1 protein-coding gene is annotated in these 12,275 nt (G+C 72.7%); it reads right to left on the bottom strand.

The window, feature by feature from the left end:
- Positions 1-30 precede the first annotated feature (30 nt).
- A partial coding sequence (locus tag ABD329_RS34420; RefSeq protein ID WP_344317390.1) for an SDR family NAD(P)-dependent oxidoreductase occupies positions 31-12,275 on the bottom strand: 12,245 nt, incomplete at its 5' end.

Below are 12,275 nucleotides of genomic sequence, written 5' to 3'. Positions count from 1 at the left end.
ATGAGTTCCATGGGTTCAGAACGCTCCCGTTCAGGAGGAGCCGAGTTCGTCGTCGAGCAGGTCGAAGAGCTCATCGTCGGTCGCGGATTCGAGGTCGTGGTCGTCGGTGTCGCCGTCGCCGGTCGCGTCCTGGGCGTCGTTCCACTTCGCCAGGAGCGCCTGGAGGCGCATGGTGATCCTGGAGCGGGTCACGCTGTCGTCCGCGGCCACCGCCAGGGCGGCTTCCAGCCGGTCGAGTTCGCCGAACACCGAAGGACCGCCGCCGTCCCCGTGCGGGAGTTCCGCGCGCAGATGGTCGGCCAAGGCGTCGGGGGTCGGGTAGTCGAAGATCAGCGTGGCGGGCAGCCGGAGGCCGGTGGCCGCGCCGAGCCGGTTGCGGAGTTCGACGGCGGTGAGCGAGTCGAAGCCCAGCTCCTTGAAGGCCGCGCCGGGTTCGATCGCCGCCGCGCCGCCGTAGCCGAGCACGGTGGCCACCTGGCCGCAGACCAGGTTGAGCAGGAAGCGGTCCCGTTCGGCCGCGGACATGCCCGCGAGCCGCTCGGCGAGGCCCGCCGCCTCGTCCGCCCCGCCGCCGCCACCGGCCGCGGCGCGCCGTACGGGGGTACGGATCAGCCCGCGCAGCAGCGGGGCGACCCCGGCCGTGGACTGGGCGCGCAGGGCGGCGATGTCCAGGGCGGCGGGGATCAGCACCGCGTGTCCGGCCAGGCCCGCCACATCGAACAGGGCCAGGCCCTCGGCGTTGCTGAGCGCGCCCATGCTGCCGCGGCTCATCCGCTGCCGGTCGGCGGTCGCGAGGGTCGCGGCCATGCCGCCCTCGTCCTCCCACAGGCCCCAGGCCAGGGAGACGGCGGGCAGGCCCTGGGCGCGGCGGTGCTGGGCGAGGGCGTCCAGGAAGGCGTTGGCCGCCGCGTAGTTGCCCTGCCCCGGGTTGCCGAAGACACCGGCGGCGGAGGAGAACAGCACGAACGCGGACAGGTCCAGGCCCCGGGTCAGCTCGTGCAGGTTCCACGCCGCGTCCACCTTCGGGCGTAGGACGTGGGCGACGCGCTCGGGGGTGAGGGACTCGATGATCCCGTCGTCGAGCACACCCGCCGCGTGGATCACGGCGGTGAGCGGGTGGTCGCCGGGGACGGAGGCGATGACGTCGGCCAGGGCGGTGCGGTCGGCCGCGTCGCACGCCGCCCAGTGGACCTCGGCGCCCAGCTCGGTGAGTTCGGCCGCGAGTTCGGCGGCGCCCGTCGCCTCCGCGCCCCGGCGGCTGGTCAGCAGCAGCCTCCGGGCGCCGCGCTCGGTCACCAGATGGCGGGCCAGCACCCCGCCCAGGGTGCCGGACGCCCCGGTGACCAGCACGGTCCCCGCCGGGTCAAGGCCGGGCACGGCCGCCTCGTCCAGGGCCGCCACCCGCGCGAGCCGCGGCGCGTGGACGACCCCGGCGCGCACGGCCAGCTGCGGCTCGTCGGTACGCAGGGCCGCCACGAGGGCGGGGAGCCAGCCACTGGGGGCGGAGGCGGTCGGGGTGTCGGTGGCCGGGTTGCCATGGGCCCGGTCGCCGTGCGTGGGGACGCCGCGGGCCAGGGCCCCGTGGAGGTCGATGTCTCCCTGGACGTCGACCAGGACGAACCGGCCCGGGTGCTCGGCCTGCGCGGAGCGCACCAGGCCCCAGGCGGCGGCGTGGGTGAGGTCGTCCACGCCCTCGCCCGCATCGATGCCGTGGGCCGCTTCGACGCCCTCGGCCCCGGCGTCGTCGCCCGTGGTCACGGCCACGGCGCCACGGGTGAGCAGGACCAGCCGGGAGTCGGCGAACCGCTCATCCGCGAGCCACTCCTGGACCAGCGCCAGCGTCCGCCGGACGACGGTGTGCGCGGCGCCCGCGGTGTCCCCGGGCGTGCCCAGGTCGGGCAGGCACGGCACCAGGACCACATCGGGCGCGATGCCCTCGGCCTCCACCGCCTCGGCGAGCGCGGGAAGCCCCGCGTAGGTCTCGGCCTCGATACCGGTGCCGGCGTCCGTCAGCGCGGCCGTGAGCTTCAGATCGTCGCCACCGAAGCCGTCCAGGACGGCCCACAGGGCGGTGTCCTCCGGCCGTTGCCGCGCCGCGTGCGTGGGCAGCGCGGCCCAGCCGACGCGGAACAGCGCCTCGTGGTGTGCGGTACGGGCACCCGCGAACTGCTCGGCGTCCAGCGGCCGCAGCGCCAGCGAGCCGACCGACACGACCGGGGCACCGGCCTCGTCGGTGATCTCCAGCGCCACCGCGCCCTGCCCGGACGGGGAGACCCGCACCCGCAGCGCGGTCGCGCCGACCGCGTGCAGCCGTACGGCGTCCCACGAGAACGGCAGCCGCGCCTGGCCCGCCTCCTCGGCCGGGAAGAACCCGCCGAGCGCCACCGTGTGCAGCGCGGCGTCCAGCAGCGCCGGGTGCAGCCCGTACGCACGGGCCTCGCCCTGCCGGTCCTCGTCGAGCGCCACCTCGGCGAACACCTCGTCCCCGCGCCGCCACGCCTTGCGCAGCCCCTGGAACACCGGGCCGTAGCCGAGGCCGAGGGCGGCGAAGCCGTCGTACAGCCCGTCCACGTCGAGCGGTTCGAGGTCGGTGGTGGAGGCCGTACCAGTGGCCGGAGGCCATTCCGCCGGGGCGGTGGCGGAGGAACCGGAGACCGTGAGCACACCTGAGGCGTGCCGGATCCACGGCTCGTCGGTGGCGTCCTCCAGCCGCGAGTAGACGGTCAGCGCACGCCGCCCGTCGGGGCCGGGGCCGTCGGGCTCGTCCACGGCGACCCGCAGCTGCACCCCGCCGCGCTCCGGCAGGATCAGCGGCGCTTCGAGGGTCAGCTCGTCCAGCAGATCGCAGCCCACCTGGTCACCGGCCCGGACCGCCAGCTCGACCAGGGCCGTACCGGGCAGCAGCACGGTGTCCATGACGGCGTGGTCGGCCAGCCAGGGGTGGGTACGGAGCGAGAGCCGACCGGTGAAGAGGACACCCTCGGAGTCGGGCAGATCCACCGCCGCGCCCAGCAGCGGGTGATCGGCCGCGCCGAGCCCCGCCGAGGCCATGTCGCCGATGGTCCCGGCGGGGGCCTCCAGCCAGTAGCGCTCGCGCTGGAAGGGGTACGTGGGCAGCTCGGTGCGCTGGGCACCGGTCCCCGCGAAGAACGCCCTCCAGTCCACCGCCACACCACGGACGTGGGCCCGGGCGACGGCGGCAGTCAGCGCCTCGGCCTCGGGACGGTCCTTGCGCAGCGCGGCGGCGAAGGCGGGCGCGTCGGTGTCGGTGCCGGTGCCGGTGACGCACTCCTGGGCCATGGCGGACAGGACACCGTCGGGGCCGAGTTCGAGGTAGGTGGTGACGCCCTGGGCCTCGAGGGTGCGGATGCCGTCGAGGAAGCGGACGGCCTCGCGGACGTGACGGACCCAGAAGTCGGGGGTCGTGATCTCCTCGGCGGAGACGACGGCTCCGGTGAGGTTGGAGACGATCGGGATGCGCGGGGCCTCGTAGGTCAGCCCCTCCGCGACCTCGCGGAACGCGTCCAACATCCCGTCCATGCGCGGGGAGTGGAAGGCGTGGCTGACCGTGAGCCGCTTGGTCTTACGGCCCTGCGCCTCGAAGCCGGAAGCGATCTCCAGAGCCGCGTCCTCATCGCCCGCGATGACGACGGAGGTGGGCCCGTTGAGGGCGGCGACGCTCACACGGTCGGCGAGCAGCGGCAGCACCTCGTCCTCGGACGCCTGGATGGCGATCATGGCGCCACCGGCCGGAAGCGCCTGCATCAGACGGCCACGCGCGGCCACCAACGTCGCCGCGTCGGCGAGCGAGAGGACACCCGCCACATGCGCGGCGGCCAGCTCACCGATCGAGTGCCCGGAGAGGAAGTCCGCCTTCAGACCCCAGGTCGCGACCAGCCGGAACAGCGCCACCTCGACCGCGAACAGCGCGGGCTGGGTGAACCCGGTCTGGTCCAGCTCCTCGGCGTCATCCCCGAACACCACGGTCTTCAGCGGCCGTTCCAGATGCGCGTCCAGCTCATCGCAGACCGCGTCGAACGCCTCCGCGAAGGCCGGGTAGGCGTCGTAGAGCTCACGGCCCATGCCGAGCCGCTGGCTCCCCTGGCCGGTGAACAGGAACGCCACCTTGCCATCGGCCACCGAGCCCTGCGTGAGCCCGGCCGCCGACTCGCCGCCCGCCAGCGCCTCCAGACCCGCGACCAGCCCGGCCCGGTCCCCGCCGACGACCACCGCACGCTGGTCCAGCGCGGCGCGCGTGGTCGCGAGCGAGTACGCCAGGTCGGTCAGCGACAACTCCGGCCGCCGCTCGACATCGGCGAGCAGCCGCCCGGCCTGGGCGCGCAGCGCGTCGGTGTTCTTGCCGGAGAGCAGCCACGGCAGAGCGGACGGCTGGACGACCGGGGCGGTGGGAGCCTCCGCCGGTTCGGGCTCAGGGGCCTGCTCGATGATCGTGTGCGCATTCGTGCCACTGAAGCCGAACGAGGAGACCGCCGCCCGCCGGGGACGACCCGACTCCGGCCACGCCACCGACTCCTGCAACAGCGACACCGCACCCGCCGACCAGTCGATATGCGGCGAGGGCTCCTGGGCGTGCAGCGTGCGCGGCAGCACACCGTGCCGCATCGACATGACGACCTTGATGATGCCCGCGACACCGGCAGCGGCCTGCGTGTGGCCCATGTTCGACTTGATCGAACCGAGCAGGAGCGGCTTGTCCGCGTCCCGCTCCTGGCCGTACGTGGCCATCAGCGCCTGCGCCTCGATCGGGTCACCCAGCGAGGTCCCCGTACCGTGCGCCTCCACCGCGTCCACATCACCAGCCGACAGACCCGCGTTCGCCAGCGCCTGACGGATCACCCGCTGCTGCGACGGACCATTCGGCGCCGTCAGACCATTCGACGCACCGTCCTGATTGATCGCGGAACCCCGTACGACCGCGAGCACCGGATGCCCGTTCTTCCGCGCGTCCGACAGCCGCTCCACCAGCAGCATGCCCGCACCCTCGGACCACCCCGTGCCATCCGCGTCCGCAGAGAACGCCTTGCACCGGCCATCCCCCGCAAGCCCACGCTGACGGCTGAACTCCACAAACGGCGCCGGAGTCGCCATCACCGTCACACCACCAGCGAGCGCCAGCGAACACTCACCGTTCCGCAGCGCCTGCACCGCCAGATGCAACGCCACCAACGACGACGAACACGCCGTGTCCACCGTGATCGTCGGCCCCTCAAGACCGAACGTGTACGCCAACCGCCCCGAAATCACACTCGCCGCATTACCGGTACCGACGAAGCCCTCCACGCCTTCCGGAAGCGCCGGCAGCGAGGACGCGTAGTCGTGGTACATCACACCGGCGAACACACCGGTACGGCTGCCACGCAGCACACCCGGGTCGATCCCGGCCCGCTCGAACGCCTCCCACGAGGTCTCCAGGAGCAGCCGCTGCTGCGGATCCATCGCCAGCGCCTCACGCGGCGAGATCCCGAAGAACGCCGGGTCGAAATGGCCCGCCCGGTCGACGAAGCCGCCCTCGCGGGAGTACGAGGTGCCCGGGTGGTCGGGGTCCGGGTGGTAGAGCCCGTCCAGGTCCCAGCCACGGTCGGTGGGGAACTCGGAGATCGCGTCCCGGCCCTCCATGACCAACCGCCACAGATCCTCCGGAGTCTCCACCCCACCCGGGTAACGGCAACCCAACCCAACGATCGCGATCGGCTCATCATCAGCGGCCGACACCACCACCGGACCCGCCACCGCAGCCGCAGCCCCCACAACCTCCGCACGCAGGAACTCCGCCAACACCGCAGGCGTCGGATAGTCGAAGACCAGCGTCGCGGGCAGCCGCAGCTCACTCACCGCACCCAGCGCGTTCCGCAACTCCACCGCCGTCAGCGAGTCAAAGCCCAGCTCACGGAAGGAACGATGCGGTTCGACGGTGTCCGGCGAGTCATGGCCGAGTACGGCCGCGACCTGCGTACGGACCAGCTCCAGCAGGGCGTCGAGCTGCTCGGCCTCACTCAGCCCGGCGAGCCGCCGTGCCAGCGCGCCCGACGCCGCCGCGCCGTCCGCCGCACGCCGCGCCGGAACCCGCACCAGCCCCCGCAGCAGCGGCGCCACCACACCGTTCGACGCGGCCTCGGCGCGCATCACGGCCAGGTCGAGCCGTACGGGTACGAGCAGCGCCTCGTCCGTGCGGTACGCGGCGTCGAACAGCTCCAGACCCTCGGACGCCGAGAGCGCGAGAACACCGCCCCGGCTCATCCGGGACACATCCGCGTCGTCCAACTCCCCGGTCATTCCGCTGGAGTCGGCCCACAGGCCCCAGGCCAGCGAGGTGGCGGCCAGGCCGTGCGCCCGGCGGTGCTGGGCAAGGGCGTCCAGGAAGGCGTTCGCGGCGGCGTAGTTTCCCTGCCCCGCATTGCCGAACACACCGGCGGCGGAGGAGAAGAGCACGAACGCCGACAGGTCCAGGTCGCGGGTGAGCTCGTGGAGGTTCCACGCCGCGTCCACCTTCGGACGCAGCACCCCGGCCATACGCTCCGGGGTGAGCGAGCCGATCACGCCGTCGTCCAGCACACCGGCGGTGTGGACGACCGCCGTCAGCGGATGTTCGGCGGGGATGGTGGCGAGGGTCGCGGCGAGGGCGTCCCGGTCCGCCACGTCGCACGCCACCCAGCGCGCCTCGGCGCCCAACTCGGCCAGCTCGGTGGCGAGTTCGGCCGCGCCCGGTGCCTGGTCGCCACGGCGGCTGACCAGCAGCAGCTGCCGTACGCCACGCTCGGCCACCAAGTGGCGGGCGAACAGGCCGCCCAGTGAGCCGGACGCGCCTGTCACCAGCACCGTGCCGTCCGGGTTCCACGCGGAGGCCGCGTTGTCGGCGGTGGTCACGGCGCGGGCCAGCCGTGGCGTCTTCAGGACACCCTCCCGCACCGCGACCTCGGCCTCGCCACTCGCGAGCACGGCGGGCAGCGCGGCCCGCGAGTCGTCATGGCCGTCGAGGTCGATCAGGAGGAGCCTGTCCGGGTTCTCGGACTGCGCCGAGCGCACCAGACCGCGTACGGCGGCGCCCGCCAGGTCCGTCACCGGCTCAGCGGCCTCGGTGGCCACGGCGCCGGAGGTCAGCAGGACCAGACGGGAGTCCGTGAAGCGGTCGTCGGCCAGCCAGGACTGGAGGAGGTGGAGGGCTTGGGCGGTGGCGTGGTGTGCGGCTCGGGTGAGGGTTTCCCCTATCCCGCCCCTTCCCGTAACCATGGGCTCCGCCCCTGGACCCCGGTCCTCAAACGCCGGACGGGCTTGATTTGCCGCACCCGGGCGTTCAAGTGCCGCGCCATCCAAGTGCACTCCCGGACGCCCTTCGGGCGTGTCCTCAAACGCCGGACGGGCTTGAATGGCCAGGTCCACCACGACCTGGGTCGGCAGCGCCGTTCCGGAATCCACGGCCTCGGACAGCGCCGCCAGGTCCGGGTACACCGTGGCGCCCAGCCCGTACGCGTCCGTGCCCAGCACCGCCCAGCGGCCGTCGGCCGAGTCCACAGGCGCGGGCGTCGTCGTCCACTCCACGCGGTACAGCGACTCGTGGTAGGCCGTACGCGCGCTCTCCAACTGCTCCGCCGACACCGGCCGCAACACCAGCGAATCCACCGACAACACCGCACGACCGGCACCATCCGCCACCGCCAACGACACCGCATCCGCACCCGCACCCGCACCCGCCGACGACAACCGCACCCGCAACACCGAAGCACCCACCGCGTGCAACGACACCCCGGACCACGAGAACGGCAGCCGAGCCCCGGCCTCGCCCTCGATCAGGCCACCGAGCCCGACCGCGTGCAGCGCCGAGTCCAGCAGCGCCGGATGCAGACCGAACAGCCCGGCGTCGGCCTGTCCGTCCTCCGGCAGCTCCAGCTCCGCGTAGACCTCGCCACCGAGCCGCCAGGCGGACGTCAGCCCCTGGAACACCGGGCCATAGGCGAGCCCCAGGCCCGCCATGCCCTCGTAGAGACCGTCCAGCTCGACCGGTGTCGCACCGGCCGGAGGCCAGGCGCCTAGGTCGAACGGTGCCTCCGACGCACCCGCCACCAGCGCACCCGAGGCATGGCGCAGCCACGGCTCATCGGCGGCCGCGTCCTCGAACCGCGAGTACACCTCGAACGCACGACGACCAGAGCCATCCGGCTCGCCCACCGACAGCTGAAGCTGAACACCGCCCGCCTCCGGAAGCACCAGCGGAGCCTCCAGCGTCAGCTCCTCGACCCGGTCACAACCGACCTGGTCACCGGCGCGAACCGCCAGCTCCACAAAGGCCGTACCCGGCAGCAGCACCGAGCCCATCACGGTGTGATCGAGCAGCCACGGATGCGTCTGGGCCGAGATCCGCCCGGTCAGCAGCACACCGTCACCGCCCGCGAGCGGCACGGCGGCGCCCACGAGCGGATGGTCCACGGCGGCCAGCCCGAGCCCCGCCGTGCCACCGACGCCGTAGGCCGACGCCTGCGGCCAGTACCGGCGGCGCTGGAAGGCGTACGTCGGCAGATCGGTCAGCTCGACGCGAGCCGCACCCGTACCGGCGAAGACGGCCGCCCAGTCCACCGCCACACCACGGACGTACGCCCGCGCCACGGCGGCGTGGACCGCCCGCGCCTCGGGCCGACCGGCCCGCAACACGGCTGCGAATCCGGCCGCGTCGGCGTCGGTGACGCACTCCTGGGCCATGGCGGTGAGGACACCGTCGGGGCCGAGCTCGAGGTAGGTGGTGACGCCCTGGGCCTCCATCGTCCGGACGCCGTCGAGGAAGCGGACGGCCTCGCGGACGTGACGGACCCAGAAGTCGGGGGTCGTGATCTCCTCGGCGGAGACCACGTTCCCGGTGAGGTTGGAGACGATCGGAATGCGCGGGGCCTCGTAGGCCAGCCCCTCCGCGACCTCGCGGAACGCGTCCAACATCCCGTCCATGCGCGGCGAGTGAAAGGCGTGGCTGACCGTGAGCCGCTTGGTCTTACGGCCCCGCGCCTCGAAGCCGGACGCGATCGCGACAGCCGCACCCTCGTCACCAGCGATGACGACGGAGGTCGGGCCGTTGAGCGCGGCGATCGAAACGCCCTCGGTGAGCAGCGGTGCGACTTCGTCCTCGGACGCCTGGATGGCGATCATGGCGCCACCGGCCGGAAGCGCCTGCATCAGACGGCCACGCGCGGCCACCAACGTCGCCGCGTCCGCGAGCGAGAGCACACCCGCCACATGCGCGGCGGCCAGCTCACCGATCGAGTGCCCGGAGAGGAAGTCCGCCTTCAGGCCCCAGGTCGCGACCAGCCGGAACAGCGCCACCTCGACCGCGAACAGCGCGGGCTGGGTGAACCCGGTCTGGTCCAGCTCCTCGGCGTCATCCCCGAACAGCACCGTCTTCAACGGCCGCTCAAGATGCGCGTCCAGCTCATCGCAGACCGCGTCCAGCGCCTCCGCGAACACCGGATAGGCGTCGTACAGCTCACGGCCCATGCCGAGCCGCTGGCTCCCCTGCCCGGTGAACAGGAACGCCACCTTGCCGCCAGCGGCCGATCCCTGGACCACGTCCGAGCCGGACTCGCCGCGTGCCAGCGCGTCGAGGCCGCGCAGGAAGCCCTCGCGGTCGTCGGCCACCAGCACCGCGCGGTGGTCCAGCGCGGCGCGCGTGGTCGCAAGGGAGTAGCCGAGGTCGGTCGGTACGAGCTCCGGCCGCTCGTCCAGGTAGGAACGGAGCCGCCCGGCCTGCGCACGCAGCGCGTCGGCGGTCTTCGCCGACAGCGGCCACGACGTCACCCCGGGCGCCGTCGTCACCTCACGCGGAGCCTCGTCCTCGCCGACCGGGGGCTGCTCGATGATCGTGTGCGCGTTGGTACCGCTGAAGCCGAACGACGAGATCGCCGCCCGCCGGGGACGACCCGACTCCGGCCACGCCACCGACTCCTGCAACAGCGACACCGCACCCGCAGACCAATCAATATGCGGCGAGGGCTCCTGGGCGTGCAGCGTACGCGGCAACACACCGTGCCGCATCGACATGACGACCTTGATGATGCCCGCGACACCGGCAGCGGCCTGCGTGTGGCCCATGTTCGACTTGATGGACCCCAACCACAGCGGCTGCTCCGGGGCGCGCTCCTGGCCGTACGTGGCCATCAGCGCCTGCGCCTCGATCGGGTCACCCAGCGAGGTCCCCGTACCGTGCGCCTCCACCGCGTCCACCTCGGACGCCGACAGACCCGCGTTCGCCAACGCCTGACGAATCACCCGCTGCTGCGACGGACCATTCGGCGCGGTCAGACCATTCGACGCACCGTCCTGGTTGATCGCGCTGCCCCGCACCACCGCCAGCACCGGGTGCCCGTTCTTCCGCGCGTCCGACAGCCGCTCCACCAGCAGCATGCCCGCACCCTCGGACCACCCCGTGCCATCCGCGTCCGCCGAGAACGCCTTGCACCGCCCATCAGCAGCCAACCCCCGCTGCCGACTGAACTCCACAAACGGCGCCGGAGTCGCCATCACCGTCACACCACCGGCCAACGCCAGCGAACACTCACCGTTCCGCAGCGCCTGCACCGCCAGATGCAACGCCACCAACGACGAGGAGCAGGCCGTGTCCACCGTGATCGTCGGCCCCTCAAGACCAAACGTGTACGCCAACCGCCCCGAAATCACACTCGCCGCATTACCCGTACCGAGGAAGCCTTCGACGCCCTCGGGCACGCGCTCCAGCAGCGAGGCGTAGTCGTGGTACATGACGCCCGCGAAGACACCGGTACGGCTGCCACGCAGCCCGGTCGGGTCGATGCCCGCCCGCTCGAACGCCTCCCACGACGTCTCCAGCAGCAACCGCTGCTGCGGATCCATCGCCAGCGCCTCACGCGGCGAGATCCCGAAGAAGCCCGGATCGAAGTGGCCGGCGTCCTCCACGAAGCCGCCCTCGCGGGCGTAGCTCGTTCCGCTGTGGTCCGGGTCCTCGTGGTAGAGCGCCGAGAGGTCCCAGCCACGGTCGGTGGGGAACTCGGAGATCGCGTCCCGGCCCTCCATGACCAACCGCCACAGATCCTCCGGAGTCTCCACCCCACCCGGGTAACGGCAACCCAACCCAACAATGGCGATCGGCTCATCATCAGCGGCCGACACCACCACCGGACCCGCCACCGCAGCCGCAGCCCCCACAACCTCCGCACGCAGGAACTCCGCCAACACCGCAGGCGTCGGATAGTCGAAGACCAGCGTCGCGGGCAGCCGCAGCTCACTCACCACACCCAGCGCGTTCCGCAACTCCACCGCCGTCAGCGAGTCAAAGCCCAGCTCACGGAAGGAACGGTCGGGCTCGACCGTCTCCGGACCGGCGTATCCGAGCACCACCGCGACGTTCGTACGCACCAGGTCCAGCAGCACTTCGCGCTGCTCGGCCTCGTCCAGCCCGGCGAGCCGCCGTGCCAGCGCGCCCGACGCCGCCGCGCCGTCCGCCGCACGCCGCGCCGGAACCCGCACCAGTCCACGGAACAGCGGTGCCGGCGCACCGCTGCCCGCCTGCGCCCGGAGCGCGGCCATGTCCAGCGACATCGGCACCAGCACCGCCTCGCCGAGGCGGCCCGCGACGTCGAACAGCTCCAGCCCCTCGGACGCCGAGAGCGCGAGAACACCGCCCCGGCTCATCCGGGACACATCCGCGTCGTCCAACTCCCCGGTCATTCCGCTGGAGTCGGACCACAGACCCCAGGCCAGCGAGGTGGCGGCCAGACCGTGCGCCCGGCGGTGCTGGGCAAGGGCGTCCAGGAAGGCGTTCGCGGCAGCGTAGTTGCCCTGACCCGCATTGCCGAACACACCGGCGGCGGAGGAGAAGAGCACGAACGCCGACAGGTCCAGGTCGCGGGTGAGCTCGTGGAGGTTCCACGCCGCGTCCACCTTCGGACGCAGCACCCCGGCCATACGCTCCGGGGTCAGCGAGCCGATCACACCGTCATCCAGCACACCGGCCGTGTGCACCACACCCGTCAGCGGATGCTCGGCCGGAATCCCCGCCAGCACCTCGGCCAGCGCGTCACGATCGGCGACATCACACGCCGCCCAGCGCACACCCGCACCCAACCCGGACAACTCAGCGGCGAGTTCCCCCGCGCCAGGAGCCTGGTCGCCACGGCGGCTCACCAGCAGCAGCTGCCGTACACCGCGCTCCGCCACCAGGTGGCGGGCGAACAGGGTGCCCAGCGTGCCGCTCGCACCGGTCACCAGGACCGTGCCGTCGGCGGCGAACTCCGACACGTCCT

The organism is Streptomyces javensis (genome assembly GCF_039525925.1).
Classification (GTDB): Bacteria; Actinomycetota; Actinomycetes; order Streptomycetales; family Streptomycetaceae; genus Streptomyces; species Streptomyces asiaticus.
Note: the sequence above shows the minus strand (reverse complement) of the source record. Positions and strands in the feature narration are given on the sequence as shown.